Source organism: Mucilaginibacter sp. SG564, from assembly GCF_013149275.1.
Lineage (GTDB): Bacteria > Bacteroidota > Bacteroidia > Sphingobacteriales > Sphingobacteriaceae > Mucilaginibacter.
In genome coordinates this window covers 205,623-220,314 of sequence record NZ_JABGNA010000004.1, presented here as the reverse complement: position 1 = coordinate 220,314, position 14,692 = coordinate 205,623, and the positions used below count along the sequence as shown (strand labels likewise).

The following is a 14,692-nucleotide window of genomic DNA, read 5'->3' as shown; positions in this document are numbered from 1 at the left end:
TAATACTTAAAATAGATTAGTTGAGCCATAAATTGGTTATATGGGAAAAACTAATTATTAAAATTAGTTTAATATCAGTTTAAACAACTTTAATAAGGTAATAAATAGGTTTTATTGCCTGTAGTTGAAGCTTATAAATTCAGTAAGTTTATTATTGGTTTGCAACGTAATAGTTAAAGAAGTAACCGTTACAATGGATTAAAAATAGATTTTAATTAATTGATTTATCATTTACACTAAATACTTAAACGTTTTTGTTTAAAAGTAATTTCCAATTAGGTTCATCTTGAACCCTATTAGCCTAATTGGAAAAATCGTGGTTTGAGAATATTTCAGGGCTCAATCCGCATTCGCGCAAAGCTTTGGAGTTGTTATAAGCCAGTTGTTTATAAAAAGCTTCATCCTGGTTTACAATTGCGGGGTTATTGATTAATAAGTTTATCGTAAATATCTTTGAAAACTTGTTCCCTGATTTTTCTGTTGCCTGGTTCAGATATTTGAAGTACCCGGGAATGGTATTGTATTCATTGTTAAGAATAGCTTTTTTAATCTTGAGGCTATAAAAGGCTTGTTTCATATATGGCGTAAACAAGCTCTCTTTAGTTTTAAACAACTCAGAAATGTGATCGTTAATAGCTTTAAACTCTTTTACCCTGCCTAATAAAAAGTACGAGTCGGCCATTAATATTTTTAAAAAGAAATTATAACCAACAGCTTCCGTTGAATGTATTTTTTGGAGCGCGTTGATATACCTGATCATTTTCCGGGGTTTCTGGCATATCACAAGGGTAAAGCCTGCCAGTAAATAAGTAAGATCATTCCGTTGACTATAAGGCTGGCTACCGGTTTGTTTTGGTGGGTTAAAATAGAACCGGGTAATGGTTACAAAAAAGTCCTTTTTTATAATGCCGTATTTGAAAAAATAATACACCGTATTAAGGCACTCTAAGGGGCTTATAGTAAATTCCTGATAATCCTCGTGCGAAAAAGCGCTGAGCTTTACCAGGTATGCCTCTAACGAGGGTAGGTCTAGTTGGAGTACCGATATAATAGCTAATGTACTGTAGGTTAATATCTTTTTATAATTAGATAACTCGAATTTTAACAATGATTGTAAAGCTTTTTTATAATCGGTGGTTATCAGTTCAAGCCCCAAAAAATAATAAAACAACCCGTCGTTGCAATCCTGCTTAAAATAATTGGTCATAGCACCTGCACTACTTTGACCCGAATAAGCTTTATGTAGCAGATCACCTAAAAAAACAATCAGATCTGACTTTTCTCTGGGATTAAGATCGACCCCGGAAAGTGCCGAAAAATTTTCCTGCTGCCCATTTTTCATGGCATGCATAACGCACCACTTCATAACGGCAACTTTAAGCTCGTTGTTTGAAAATAATAGGTTAAGGGCTTTAACCAGGTTTTCGTCAAAGATGTTGTTATTGTCGTATAATAATTTTTGTGCTATTGCCAGTTCTAAAAAGTTATTATTTCCGAATTGTACGTGTGTATTAAATTGAGCATCGTTGCTTGTATTGGTTTCTTTTAAAAAACCAATACTTAATAATTCTTTGTAAGCCTGGTTATATTGGCTAAACAGATCATTTACTTTTAATTTGGCCACATCATACTCACGCTTTTTAAAATCCATATTTTCAATAAGGCCTTTTAGTAACAGCGTTTTGTCAGCGGCATGATGCCCCATATAAATTTTATTGAATATAAAATTGGAGATCAGATCGTAAATAGAAGTATGATCAACGTTACTAAGAGAAAAATTATCTTTGTATTGTTTATAATAAAATTGAAAGTACAGTGGATGATTAAAGCTGTTGGCAACATCTACAGGTATTGGTGTCAACACTTCCGGATTGATGTTAAGGCATAGGTCTTTTATCTCCTGTAAATTAAATAAAGGTACATTGCTGTATAATTGCTGATCGGTAATAGCTCCTGTAAACCATTTTGGGTGATCATGATCCAGTACATACCGGTTATTGATCCAGTTGGCCGATCGCATCGTTAAAACCATTTTAAACCATTTGTTCGATTGATAAAATGAAAAAATATCCATTAACTGGTCAAGCAATAACTGGAACCAGTTATTTTTAAACATATGTTCATCCAGGCCATCAATAACCAGGTAAAAATTGCCTTCTTTTGGCTTACTACTATCCAGCAGTGAAAGGATGTCTTCTTCAGTGGTATAACCCAACAGGGCCAATAGCCAATCATTAAAATCCTTGCCACTGATCAAAACGTTCATTAGCGCATTGCTGCTAAAAAACAAGATAATATCATTGCTGCCAGATGTAATGTTTAGGGCCTGTTGTTCATCTATCCAATGGCATAGGGCAATCGTTTTGCCATAAGATGGGGGAGCGACTAAAACGGTAGCCGCGTAATCGCCTTTTAGAAAATCATCAAAATGTTTCTCAAGAAAATTCCTTTTGATACTTTGATTAAACGGAATACCAGATTTGTTTTTTAGGGCCTGTAATGTAAAATTGGTGATTTTGGCCGCTTTTTGACTGAGAGAGTCCCAATCTGCATTTTTATGTTTATTGTTAGTATGCTGTTTGTCCTGTTTTTTGCAAAAGTCATCCCACCCGTTATATCCGCAATAATTTGATAACACATCAATGGTAAACAATGATGGTTTAAACTTACTCAACGCAAAGCCATATATCCGTTTTAATGTAGTTTCACTTACTGTATGATTGGTTTTATCGCTTATGCGCGCTGAAAGTATTTTACAATCACTTGCCTGGATACGGTTAAGGTGTGATATTTCTAAAACATATGATTTTAATAATTCAAATAGCTGTGATGAAAAGGCTGTCATGTTATTAAAAAATATCAGGTATATGGCTTTTAATGACTGCTTTATTGATAATTAAGCACCATAAGGCTGCATTATAAGTTTTAGTTGACTAGTAGGTTAATTATAAGTTTATGAATGTATGTAATTTTATGACCTTACATTTTATTCTCGCTCTTAATGAACGAAATGAATGTTTTCGTTGGTTTTGTTCATTTATTTGATTAAATGAACAATTATCCCTGCTTTTAATTTTTCTGTTTTCTTGTTTAGGGGGAGTATGGGCATTGTGTTGATTGGAGGGTAAGTTACTTATAGGTTAATTTATTGCTGAACGCGCTGTTTATTACAGAAGCGAAAAAATAGACACGGCGCAGATCAATACATGAAAAATACCTATCACCAACAGATCCGACTGTTCGTCTGTCAATAGCTTTCCTGGTGCTTTAATACTTAGTTTTTTGAGTTTCACAAAGCCATAGATGCCCGCTATGACAGCTAAGATCACGGTAAGTGCCGCGGTCTTATCGTTTATAATGTTGTACATCATAAGTCGTTTTTTAGGTTTAATTCGCTTGTGGGGGCTTGTAGCGTATACATAGTTATGTATAATGCCCATATATGAGGTTTGTTTATTTTGTTCATTATTATATAATTGTTCACATTGTTCATTCTGATAGTTTCCCCTTTAAGCCAGCATTTTGGACTTAACTTTCCTATAGCTAAACCCGTATTACTTTACAATTTGATACCTGCCTCCGGATCAATAATTCCGGGGCTTTAACAAATAAAAAAGAACACCTTAAACACCTTGTACTTATATTAAAATAGACAAATGGATAACACAGACATTTTGGCCGAAAAACTTGATTTTACATACAAAAAAGAAGAGGGGCCCAGCGATGTAAGAGGGTTGATCGCTTTGTGCCTTAATTATTGGTATGTATTTGCATTAAGTATTATTGCCTGCCTAATAGCCGGATTCGTTTATATTCAATACAGCCCGAATCAATGGAGTATATTGGGTAAGGTTATTGTTGAGGACGAGCAAGGTACCCCCGAAAAAGCGCTGACCAATGGACTTAATGCCGATCTGGCTTCCCTGTTTGATGTAAAAAGTAATGCCGATAATGAGGTTAAAATATTAAAATCAACAAGTTTAATAAACCGTACTGTTACCACGCTCAACTTGAATGTTCATATCCTGGACAACAATGGCTGGAAAAGCTATGAAATATATGATAATTCGCCAATTGCCGTATTTGTTGATTATAAAAAGAAGGATATCCGCTTAAGCAAGTTTAAAATTGCTATCCTTAGCAACACCACTTTCCGGATGAAGAACAGTAAAGAGGATCTGGACGTAACCGGTGAGTTTGGAAAGCCAATCCAGCTTAGTCAATACAACCTTACCATAAACAAAACGGATAAGTTTAAACCTTCCGGATATTACAAGTTAAATATCCAGTCAAAAAAACAAGCGGCAAAGGATCTGAATGATAATCTGGCTGCCGGGCTTGATGATAAACAGGCTACAGTGATAAACCTGCAGCTGAGTTATGAGAACCCGGATCATGGCGAGTTGATTTTACAAACGCTGATGCAGATGTATCTGCAAAGTAACTTATCAAACAAGATCCGTAAGGCCGATAGTACCATGAAATTCATCAATGCCCGCTTGTTGGTTGTGGGTGATGAGCTGGGTAAGGTTGAAAAAAACCTGGAGCAATATAAAGTTCAGAATAAGATTTCAGATATCAACGCGCAATCAAAAGCGCTTATTGAAGGAGCTAACCAGTACCAAAGCAAACTGAACGATAACTCCGTACAATTAGCAGTGGTAAATGACCTGTACAAATACGTAAATGATGCCAATAACCCTCAGGTTGTACCCAGCTCATTGATAACTAAGGACGTTGCCTTTGGTACGGCCATAAATGCCTATAATGAAATGCTTTTACGTAAGGAGCAGTTGAAGTTAAACCTTACCGATAACAGCACCATTATCCAAAACCTTAATCAGCAGATTGAACTGGCCCGCAGATCATTGATGGCCAGTATCAAAAACTATCGCAATAGTTTAGAGGTTTCACAACTGGCTTTCAGAAAGCAAAATTCAACTATTGAAAACAAAATATCCGATGCCCCGGTAAAAGAAAGGATATACCTTGATTATTCGCGGCAGCAAAGCTTAAAACAGGATCTTTATTTATTCCTGCTGCAGAAAAAAGAAGAAACGGCCATCTCGCAAAACGCTACCATGTCAAGCGTGCGTATATTGGATAATGCCGAGAGCAGCGAAAAACCATTCGCGCCGAAACAATCGTTGATATACCTTATCGCATTATTCGCGGGTATATTTTTACCGGCCACCGGCTTAAGCATAAAAGAGATGCTCAATATCCGTATCAACAGTAAGGCCGATATTGAAAAACATACCAGTGTGCCTTTACTGGGCGAGATAAGCCGGAATACCAACCGTAACAAACTTTTAATATATAATGATTTCCGTTCTATAGTTTCGGAAGAGATCAGGGCGGTGCGTACCAATCTGAAATATGTTACGGAGAAAGGGAAATCGAACGTGATTTTGTTTACTTCGAGCATGAGCGGTGAGGGTAAATCATTTATATCCCTTAACCTGGGTAATTCTATTGCTATGTCTGGCAAAAAAGTAGTATTGCTTGAGTTGGATTTGCGTAAACCCAGGTTGCTGAAAAATATTGGTGTGGAGAATGATCATGGTTTTACCAACTATGTAATTTCAAGCGAAGAGGAGAGTATCGATAATTTGATCAAGCCTTCTACTTTTAATGAAAACTTCTTTTTCATATCCTCAGGGCCGATCCCGCCTAACCCAACCGAACTGTTAATGCACGACAGGCTAAAAACTTTGATCGAGGAACTGCGTACCAGGTTTGATTATGTGATCATCGATAGCGCGCCGGTAGGCCTGGTTTCTGATGCCCTGATCATTGAAGAGTTTGTAGATATCACTTGCTATGTAGTGCGTCAAAATTATACCTATAAATCACAACTGGGTATCGTGAACGATTTGCACAAGTCAAAAAAGGCTAAACATCTTTACCTCATCGTAAATGATATTGAGCTTAAAAAGAATAGCATTACCGGTTACGGGCATGGTTATGGTAACTATGGTTACGGTTATGAAGGCATCGAAGAAAAAAGTAACGGATTAGCCTCCATCTTTAATAAAACAAAAGAACCTACCTCATAAAATAGTAGTCAATAATTTATGCTGCAGGCTATACAAACTCATGTTCAGCGCTTTTTTACAAAAGGACACGAGCGTTCTTTGAAAACCAAAAAAAACATCATCCAGTCGGTTTTACTGAAAGGGGGGAGTGTTGCTATTTCGTTATTGCTCATTCCGCTTACCATCAAGTATATCAACCCAACTCAATACGGTATCTGGCTCACCCTAAGCTCCATCATAACCTGGGCAGGTTTATTTGATATGGGGCTTGGAAACGGGCTGCGGAATAAGCTGGCGGCCATGATATCATTGGGCGATGTTTCGGCGGCAAAAAGTTATGTGAGCTCAACCTACGCACTGTTGCTCATCATATCAAGCATCATGTTTGTGGTTTTTTATTTTGTTAACCCTTACATCCAGTGGCAGCAAATATTAAACGCGCATAACACACCCGCAGGCTATCTGAGCATGATTGTATTGATCGTGTTCGCGTTTTTTTGTTTTCAGTTTGTAATCCAGCTGATCAATAATGTTTTAACAGCCAATCAGGCTCCTGCCAAAACCGCTTTTTTAAACCTGCTGGGGCAAATATTGTCGCTATTAGCGGTATTGTTTCTAATGAGGGTTAAACAGGGCGAATTGCTTGATGTGGTAGTTATTATAGCGGGTTTACCTTTAATAGTATTGGTTGCAGGCAGTATCTGGTACTACAACGGAAGCTATAAAGAGCTTGCGCCTGGTTTCGGATCTATCAATTTAAAACACGCTAAAGAGCTGTTGGGTGTAGGCGGAGGATTTTTCATTATCCAAATAAACGCCCTTGTACTTTACGAAACTGATAATATCGTGATCACCCAGCTATTTGGCCCCAAAGAGGTAACTACTTTTAATGTGGCTTATAAGCTGTTTTCGATTATCCTGATGTTCTTTGTTATTGTGATTACACCATTTTGGAGCGCTTTTACCGAAGCCTACACCAAAAACGACCTGGAATGGATCAAAAACGCGGTGGCCAAAATAAATAAGCTATGGGTGGCCCTTAGTGTTTGCGCTATTTGCCTGCTCATAGTGTCGTCCTGGTTATATCGGCTTTGGTTGGGTAAAACCATAACGGTACCGGTTATGCTGTCCATTGCCATGTGTTTGTATACTATAACCATTATATGGCAGGCCATACACGTACAGCTTTTAAACGGGATAGGTAAAATAAAACTACAGCTGTATGTAGGTATTATAGGTTCTATTGTAAATGTACCCTTATCCGTTTTTTTAGGTAAACAGATAGGAGTAGCGGGGGTAACATTATCAAATGTTATTTTATTTATCATTATGGGAGTGCTGTTTTCCATACAAACAAAAAGAATAATCAATAAAACGGCTACAGGCATTTTTAATGCCTGATACGCCCAGGGGTGGAATATAATTATCAGGTTGATCATGTATTATATCAGGAAATTTTACAGGTTGTTACGGGTGCTTTACTATCAAATAGCACGCGGCTACTCGTGGCTTATCAGCAGTTTTAAATTTTACTTAAACAACGTAAAATATCACCGCGATTTTGTTGGCTTCGGCATACCCATATTAGACATTAACCTGCAGGGGAGTTTTTCTATTGGTAAAAAATTTTGGTTCAATAGTGGTAAATATCATGCCATGGGCGGGCGGCAGCAGCAATGCTATTTTGTGGTGGCAAAAGGTGGCGAATTAACCATTGGTGATCATGTAGGTGTTACGTCGATAGCCATTATTTGTCATAATAAAATAAGCATTGGTAATCATGTAAAAATAGGCATCAATACGGTTATTTATGATACCGACTTCCACTCGCTTGATGCCCGGATGAGGAACAGTTACCCCGAAAGGTTGGATGGCGTAAAAACAAAACCGGTTACTATTCGTGATGGCGCTTTTATAGGCGGGCACAGCACTATTTTAAAAGGGGTAACCATTGGCAAAAATTCAATAGTAGGAGCAGGCTCTGTGGTGTTTGAGGACGTACCCGACGAGCAGGTTTGGGCAGGAAACCCAGCCCGCTATGTACGTGACAACTTTGTTTATGCAACAACGGCTTAAATAATTAAAAAAAATGATCAATCGTGTATTTCCACTTTTATTGCTGATACTCATTGTGGCATCGTTTTTTCACATGCAGGCCATTGTGATAGCTATTGCCCTGTTGATCATTTTTATGCCTTTGAAACATCGTTTAGCCGCTATAAAGGTTGCCCGTGTTTTTGCCATTTTATTGCTGCCTGTGCTATTTGCCTTGATAGTTGGTTATCAGAACGACAATTATCTTATCCTCAAAGATTTCTATTACTTCTGTATACCTGTGCTATTTATACTATCGGGTATTGTACTGGCCTGTCGCCTCGATATTGAGAAATTCCTGAAAACCCTGGTTTATGCGGGCCTGATCACATCAGTATTGGTAACAGCTATATCGGTATCCTACATGGGCGTCAGCGCTTTGTTTGATCCGTACTCGGCTCATTATGCTATGGGTATAGTAGGAGCACCCGGTCCGCCAATGGGCCTGGCCTGTTTATTATTTACCTGGAAGTTTAATATCCGGTTGTTTAAGCCCCATTGGTTTAAGCTGTTTATGGCAGTAAACGCGTTTGGTATTTATATGTGTGCCTCCCGTACTTACTTTATTATTATGGTATGTTTTGCCTTGCTCATGGTGGCTGATAAGGTTAAAAGGATATGGATAATTCCCACTGTATTTTTCCTGGTGGTGATCTTCGCGCTGATACCTACTGATATTTTCCAGGCAACCTCCTCCGAAACCTTTATGAGCAAATTGCTGGGCTCATTTAATGAGCTAAAAATGGGTGATTATAATACCGAGCAGGATATCAATATGAAATACCGCGGGTATGAATCGTTTATGGCATTGAAGAGTTATATGGAGGGTGATACCAAAGACTGGATATTTGGTGGTTTGGGTAAAACTGTCGACCTGAAAACTTTTGTGCGCTTGGGTGAGGATACTGATTTTCAGTTTATCCCGGTTTTGCATAACGGCTGGTTGTACCTGCTGGTAAAAATGGGTATAGCTGGTGTGCTCACCTACATTGTGATATTTTTTGGATTGATTATCAAAAACTGGCGGAAGTATGCTGATAGTACGGCTAAACCTGCTATCAGGTTGTTTGCTGCTTTAAGTATTGGTTGCATATTTAGCCTGCTGCTTACCAATTATATTGTTACCGCTTTGTTTAATGCCGAGATGTGTATTGTGATGATAACCCTGGGCTATAGTTATCTCAATTTTAACGCGCTGGTTTTTAAACAAGAGCAACGTGAAAAAGAAAAAGTGCAGGCCTATCAATTTGAAGCGGCCTAATGGATATGAAAATGGAAACACATTTAAATACCCCTAAAGTTACCATTATTACGGTTGTATATAATGCGGTTGCTACTATTGAAGACACCATTCTGAGTGTTATCAATCAAACCTACAGCAATATCGAATATATTATTGTTGATGGGGGCTCAACCGATGGTACTTTAAAGGTGATCAATATGTATCTGGAGCGGATAACCCGCTTTATCAGTGAGCCCGATAAAGGCATAGCCGATGGCTTTAACAAAGGTATTGCTATGGCTACCGGCGACTGGATAGGGATGATCAATGCTGATGACTGGTATGCTTTAGATGCGGTAGAGATAATGATGAACAATGGTTCAGCCATAGATGATGTGCGCTGCGGCAACATTATGCTGATAGGGAAAAACGGGTTTGAGCGTGAAAAAAAGAGTAAAGTTGGTTGGTTAAACTTTGGCATGTACATTATGCATCCCACTTGCTTTATCCGCAAAGAGGTTTACCAAAAAACGGGCAAATACGATATCAGCCTGAAAATAGCGATGGATTTTGATATGTTCCTGCGGATAAAATATAACGGTTTTGAAATCGCTTATATCGACAAAACCATAGCTTTTATGCGTATGGATGGCGTAAGTAATGATACCGTGAAAATGCATCATGAAGAGCTTGCCGTAATGCGCAGGCACTTAAAGGGTCTCAATTATTTTAACTCCTGGCTGTTTAATTATTTGAATCGCTTGCGCTGGAAATATTTTTATAAAGATCCGCTTAGAACGCAGTTAAATTGAGATAAGCTAAAAACCTAATACCCCTGTCATGAAAAAAAAGATACTCATATCGGCTTATGCAATATCCCCTTTTAGGGGGTCTGAGTATGGTGCTGCCTGGAATACGGTAACTCACCTGGCCAGTCAGCATGAGGTATGGGTACTTTATGGCATGTCTGATAATTTCATGGGCGATACCCAAACCATGAGAAAATATGTACAGGATAATCCTTTAGCCCCTGTTCATTTTATTGAAGTACAGCCCGGGCGGTTGGCAAAAGCGATCACGTTATTAGATAAAGCGGGCCTGGGTTGGTTTTTCTATTTTGCCTATTATTTATGGCAAAAAAAGGCGTTGAGAGTTGCCCGTGAAGTTTTAAGAACCGTTGATATTGATGTAGTGCACCAGTTAGGGCCTATCGGTTACCGGGAGCCGGGCTTTTTGTGGAAATTGAATAAACCTACCGTTTGGGGCCCAATAGGTGGTATGAATATCATCAACCCGGAGTTATTGAAAGGGAAGCCTTTTTCAACTAAGCTGAAATTCAGAGTGAAAAATGCTATCAACCATATCCAGCTAAATTATTCAAAACGTATCAGGGAAGCGTTTTTGCAGGCCGATGTGCTGGTGGCGGCTACATCTGCAGGGCAGCAAACCATTCGCGAAAAGTTCGGTGTGGATAGTTATTATCTGTCTGAACAAGGCATTGTTAGTCAAGCTTTTTTGGACGAATCAAAATTTGATCACATCAACCAACAAGTTCAGCTGGTATGGTCGGGTTCACTTATTGAGCGTAAAAACTTCAGTATGTGCCTTGATGTGCTGGCAAAGGTTAAACAAAATAACTGGAAGCTGCATGTATTGGGTAATGGTCCGCTGAAAGAAAAATTACAGCAAAAAGCTGCTGAGTTAAACCTAACCGATCACCTGGTATGGCATGGGCATATACCCCGACCAGATGCTATCCGTGTAATGTCAGGCGCGCATCTGCACATCATCACCAGTATAGCTGAGGATAATCCGGCGGTGATATTTGAAGCCTTAACTTATGGTGTACCTACTTTAACCATAGATCATTGTGGTATGGGTAATGTGATCAGTAACCAATGCGGCATCAAAATAAAACTAGGCACCTATGCCAGCATTGTATATGATATGAGCGCTGTGCTGCAAGATGTACTCACCAATCCACATAAATTGGTTGATCTGGCCCAAACTACCATAGTCTGTGCTGCTGATCATGGCTGGGATAAGCGACTTGTTCAGTTAAACAATGTGTATGACGAGGCTATCCAATTGCGCGAAAGACGTTATAATTCATCACCCAAATTAACCACATTAACTGCCTGATATGCTTGCCGACGGTCAACATAAAACAATCAAATTAGGTATTGATGCCAAGTGGTTTTTCAAAGGACCGCCGAGTGGCAACATGGTAGTAAAAAACCTGGTAAACGAGATGGTGAATAATCCCAACGATCAGTTTCAGCTTTACCTGCTCATCACCCGCGATTGTAAGAAACAAGCACTAGCGTACTTTCCATCATCGGTAAAACTTATCTTTTTACCGGTTATTCCCAATATGTTATCCAATATGCTGTTGGTGCCCCTAATAGCCCGGATATATGGTTTGCAGGCGGTGCTTTTTCAAAACTTTAGCAGTTTGTGGCCCAATAAATTGCGCAAGATAGTTTATATACATGATGTCTTGTTTTTGGATTATCCACAATATTACACAGCATCTGAACTGGCATATTTTACTAAAATGAAGCGTTTGGCAACTAAGGCGGATATGATCATTACTATATCCCATTCAGAGAAAGATCGATTGATCAAAAATAATGTGGCTAGTGAAGATAGAATAGCGGTAGTTTATCATGGGATCAATAACGCGTTCAAGACCTTGGCAAATTATACCGACGATAATGTAAGCGGTTTTATGCAAAGGTATAACCTGCCTGCCAGGTATCTGCTGTACGTAGGGCGTGTTAATATCCGCAAAAATATATTTCATTTGGTTAGCTCATTAAACCAGTTGGATGACAAAGCCATTAAATTGGTTGTTGCTGGTGAGTTAGGCAGTGACATTAATTTACTGAAAGATCATATCCGGGCCGAAGGTGTTTCGCACCGGGTGATATTTACCGGGCATGTACCCGAGGAAGATCTGTACCTGATTTATGCCAATGCTACAGTTTTTTGCTTCCCGTCATACGCTGAAGGTTTTGGCTTGCCACCATTGGAGGCCATGCAGTGCGGAGTGCCGGTTGTCGTATCGCAGCGCACAGCAATGCCCGAGGTTTGCGGCGACGCGGCGATGTATATTAATCCTGACCATCCTGAAGATATTGCCGAAAAGATCAATTTTTTACTGAATGATACCGTATTGTATCAGAAAAAGGTGTCGGAAGGGATTGATCATGCCCGGAAATTTTCATGGCAGGTATCGGCAAATGGAATATTAAAATTAATAGGCGATGCATACATTAATTGAAAAGGTAATACGCAGGCTTAAAAATAACCCCGACTATAAATTTGAGAACGATTATAGTTTGCGGGAGTTGTCGGTTATTTTGTGGGGCAGGTGCCGGCAATTATCCCGTGGTGTATGGAAACGGATGTTTTTTAAAAGGTCAGAAGGTTTGGTGTTTATAGGCTCGCACGTCAATATCAAGCATTCTTACCTGTTTTCGGCGGGTAAAAACCTTATTATTGAAGATCATGTTTACATCAATGCTTTATCATCTGATGGTATCCGGATTAAAAATAATGTTTCCATTGCCCGTAATTGCACCCTGATCTGTACAGGTGTTATCGCGCAAAAAGGTAAAGGGATCATTGTGGGTAATTGCAGTGGTATTAACGCGGGTACTTATCTGGGGGGGCAGGGTGGTATTGAAATTGGCGATAATGTGATCATTGGCCCAGGGGTTAAAATATTCTCAGAGAACCACAACTTTGCCGACTTTAACATCAATATTAAAGATCAGGGCGTAACCCGTAACGGCGTATTTATTCATGATAACTGCTGGATAGGTGCCGGGGTAACCATATTGGCTGGCGTAACTATAGGCGAGGGGTGTGTAATTGCCGCCGGCAGCATTGTTACTAAAACTGTTGCACCGCATTCGGTAGTAGCCGGAGTACCCGCTAAAATTTTAAAGAAACGGGGCGAATTGCTTAGTCAGGAAGTACCGGTATAAGATCAATAAATTCTAAATCAAAATTATGCCCGCAAATAATATGGCAAAACTCAAAGGTTCGGTACTTTACATGATATGTAGTATCATAGGCTGGCTGCCATTTCATACTTTACGTATTTTTTTACTGCGGATGTTAAAAGCAAAAATAAACTGGCGTGTGGGGTTGTACAGGGGATTTGAAGTAAGGAGTCCGTGGAAATTAAGTATTGGCCACGGTACCATTGTTGGGCACAACGCCCTGCTGGATGCACGCATGGGATTAAGTATTGGTAATAATGTGAACATCAGTAACGAGGTCATGATCTGGACTTTGCATCATGATTATAACAGTCCCGATTTTGCGCAGACAGGCCAGCCGGTAATTATTGAAGATTACGTTTGGTTATGCTCCCGTACCGTTATTTTGCCAGGCGTAACCATTGGGAAAGGAGCGGTTGTTGCTGCCGGCGCGGTAGTTACCCGCAATGTGCAGCCCTACACCGTAGTTGGTGGAGTACCCGCCAAACCTATAGCCAAGCGCAATGAAAACCTTAATTATGATTTGAGCGATGCGGTTTTACCCATTATTTAATACCACCATTTAATTCCTGTTTTTAATACCCGCATAGGATTACCTCCAAAAATAGAGTTTTCACCATCCAGCTTTTTAGTTACCATGGAGTTGGCAGCTACCACACTACCAGATGGTATAATGGCCCCTTTGAGTATGGTGCATTTGCAGCCTACCCAAACATTATCGCCAATGATGATCTCTTTCGGATGGTTAAAAACTTCGCCGGTAGTTTGGTCGGCTATATGATGAAAATCGGTATCCATTACTAATGATTCCCATGATATGCCGCTGTGATCACCAATTACTATCTTTTTAGCAGCAACAATGGCGCATTCGGTGCTCATATTGAAATCATCGCCAAAAATAAGTTCGGCGTTTTTAAAAACGTTGATCTTGCAGCCGTGCATAATAAATGCCCTGCCGTTAAACACAACATCCCCATCCACTTCCCACACAGCCCTTGATCTTTTAAAATCGGTAATTCCAATAGCACCATAACCAATTTGTATTAAGGCTGTTCTGATAGGCGCATTGATAATTACCCTGCCTTTTGTTTTGTGCAGAAACACATTACTTGATATTAGAACCGGGAACTTAATAGCTGTTTTAAAAGGGAAATATCTGAAATTAAAAATGATGCTCTTTAAATTGATCCTGCTCAGGAATTTGAAAACTTTGATCATTGTTAAATTATTATTTTGGGGACGTAATACATATAAGTATAATAATTTTCAATGGAAAAATACAATGTTTTTCCATAATCACCTTTACTTTCTTGTTTATTTTGTTC

The 14,692-nt window shown here is 39.1% G+C and carries 12 protein-coding genes; 9 read left to right on the top strand and 3 right to left on the bottom strand.

The features are described from left to right. Positions 1 to 301 precede the first annotated feature (301 nt). Positions 302 to 2,845 carry a hypothetical protein gene (locus FHW89_RS10880; protein ID WP_172335064.1) on the bottom strand — a complete coding sequence of 848 codons (2,544 nt, stop codon included), beginning with the start codon at positions 2,843 to 2,845 and terminating at the stop codon, positions 302 to 304. A gap of 322 nt (positions 2,846 to 3,167) precedes the next feature. Further along, on the bottom strand, positions 3,168 to 3,371 hold the full coding sequence (locus tag FHW89_RS10875) for a hypothetical protein (protein ID WP_172335063.1): 204 nt from the start codon (positions 3,369 to 3,371) through the stop codon (positions 3,168 to 3,170). 285 nt (positions 3,372 to 3,656) lie between these two features. Between FHW89_RS10875 and FHW89_RS10870 the strand changes: the two genes are divergently transcribed. The 9 genes from FHW89_RS10870 to FHW89_RS10830 all read left to right on the top strand — a co-directional run bounded on the left by FHW89_RS10870 (position 3,657) and on the right by FHW89_RS10830 (position 13,920). Continuing rightward, entirely contained in the window at positions 3,657 to 6,059 is a 2,403-nt protein-coding gene (locus FHW89_RS10870; protein ID WP_172335062.1) for a polysaccharide biosynthesis tyrosine autokinase, read from the top strand. Positions 6,060 to 6,137: 78 nt separating this feature from the next. Beyond that, positions 6,138 to 7,439, top strand: a complete 1,302-nt coding sequence (locus FHW89_RS10865; protein WP_172335061.1) for a lipopolysaccharide biosynthesis protein — start codon at positions 6,138 to 6,140, stop codon at positions 7,437 to 7,439. 36 nt (positions 7,440 to 7,475) lie between these two features. Beyond that, positions 7,476 to 8,114, top strand: a complete 639-nt coding sequence (locus FHW89_RS10860) for a DapH/DapD/GlmU-related protein (RefSeq protein ID WP_172335060.1) — start codon at positions 7,476 to 7,478, stop codon at positions 8,112 to 8,114. 13 nt (positions 8,115 to 8,127) lie between these two features. Then, positions 8,128 to 9,393 (top strand): hypothetical protein, encoded by a 1,266-nt coding sequence (locus FHW89_RS10855; RefSeq protein ID WP_172335059.1) that lies wholly within the window; start codon positions 8,128 to 8,130, stop codon positions 9,391 to 9,393. Positions 9,394 to 9,404: 11 nt separating this feature from the next. After that, complete coding sequence (locus tag FHW89_RS10850) at positions 9,405 to 10,166, top strand: glycosyltransferase family 2 protein (protein ID WP_172335058.1); 762 nt, start codon at positions 9,405 to 9,407, stop codon at positions 10,164 to 10,166. Between the two features lie 28 nt (positions 10,167 to 10,194). Beyond that, the gene (locus tag FHW89_RS10845; protein WP_172335057.1) at positions 10,195 to 11,496 is read left to right on the top strand and encodes a glycosyltransferase; all 1,302 of its coding nucleotides are present in this window, start codon (positions 10,195 to 10,197) and stop codon (positions 11,494 to 11,496) included. A gap of 1 nt (position 11,497) precedes the next feature. After that, positions 11,498 to 12,640, top strand: a complete 1,143-nt coding sequence (locus FHW89_RS10840) for a glycosyltransferase family 1 protein (RefSeq protein ID WP_172335056.1) — start codon at positions 11,498 to 11,500, stop codon at positions 12,638 to 12,640. Beyond that, the gene (locus tag FHW89_RS10835) at positions 12,624 to 13,349 is read left to right on the top strand and encodes a DapH/DapD/GlmU-related protein (RefSeq protein WP_253952217.1); all 726 of its coding nucleotides are present in this window, start codon (positions 12,624 to 12,626) and stop codon (positions 13,347 to 13,349) included. Before FHW89_RS10840 ends, FHW89_RS10835 begins: the two co-directional genes overlap by 17 nt. Positions 13,350 to 13,374: 25 nt before the next feature. Continuing rightward, positions 13,375 to 13,920, top strand: coding sequence for a DapH/DapD/GlmU-related protein (locus FHW89_RS10830; RefSeq protein WP_216650539.1), 546 nt, complete (start codon positions 13,375 to 13,377; stop codon positions 13,918 to 13,920). On the opposite strand, the gene FHW89_RS10825 is transcribed toward FHW89_RS10830, so the two are convergent. After that, positions 13,917 to 14,585: an acyltransferase gene (locus tag FHW89_RS10825; RefSeq protein ID WP_172335055.1), complete on the bottom strand. Its 669-nt coding sequence runs from the start codon at positions 14,583 to 14,585 to the stop codon at positions 13,917 to 13,919. The two genes, FHW89_RS10830 and FHW89_RS10825, sit on opposite strands and share 4 nt — an antisense overlap. Between the last annotated feature and the right edge of the window lie 107 nt (positions 14,586 to 14,692).